This window comes from Rosenbergiella sp. YN46, assembly GCF_036620675.1.
GTDB lineage: Bacteria > Pseudomonadota > Gammaproteobacteria > Enterobacterales > Enterobacteriaceae > Jejubacter.
Map to the genome: position 1 here is coordinate 1 of NZ_JAZHEE010000113.1, position 646 is coordinate 646.

Below are 646 nucleotides of genomic sequence, written 5' to 3' on the forward strand. Positions count from 1 at the left end.
GTAGTAACATTACCAAAGATCATGGAAAAATAATAAAGAGGGATGGGAATCGTTACTTTCTCACAATTCATCCGGCTGCGACAATTTACAATCAATTACTTCTTCAAACCTTGAAGAAGGATATGAAGACTCTAGTAAAAGTCCTGAATGGGATCAAAGGATGAGAATAGTGGAGACAGTCCCAAGAACATTCTATGAAAGAGATACAGTCAAGGTTGCAAGAGATTTGCTTGGGAAAAATTTGATTCGAACTATTGGGAAACAGACAATCTCTGGAATAATAACAGAAACTGAGGCTTATCGATACAGTGATGATCCCCCAAGTCATGCATATCGTGGCTTAACAGAAAGAAACAAAGCTATGTTTGGACAAGTTGGTAGAGCATATGTTTACTTCACTTATGGTATGTATTTCTGTTTCAATGTTGTTGCAAGAAATCATAACTTTGCAGCAGGTGCAGTTTTAATTCGTGGTTTGAATCCAGAAAAAGGAATAGGCATAATGAAAAAAAATAGAAAAACTAATAAAATTTCAAACTTAGCAAATGGACCAGCTAAACTAACACTAGCATTAGACATAAACAAGAAACAATATGGTGTTGATTTACCTAAAAAGACTGAACTATACATAACAAGTGGATTAGAT

General features: G+C 34.7%; 1 protein-coding gene. It reads left to right on the forward strand.

Translation table 11 applies throughout. The features are described 5' to 3' along the window. Positions 1–169: 169 nt before the first annotated feature. Positions 170–646, forward strand: a 477-nt coding sequence (locus tag V3W49_RS22770; protein ID WP_500148227.1) for a DNA-3-methyladenine glycosylase, incomplete at its 3' end; no start/stop codon positions are given.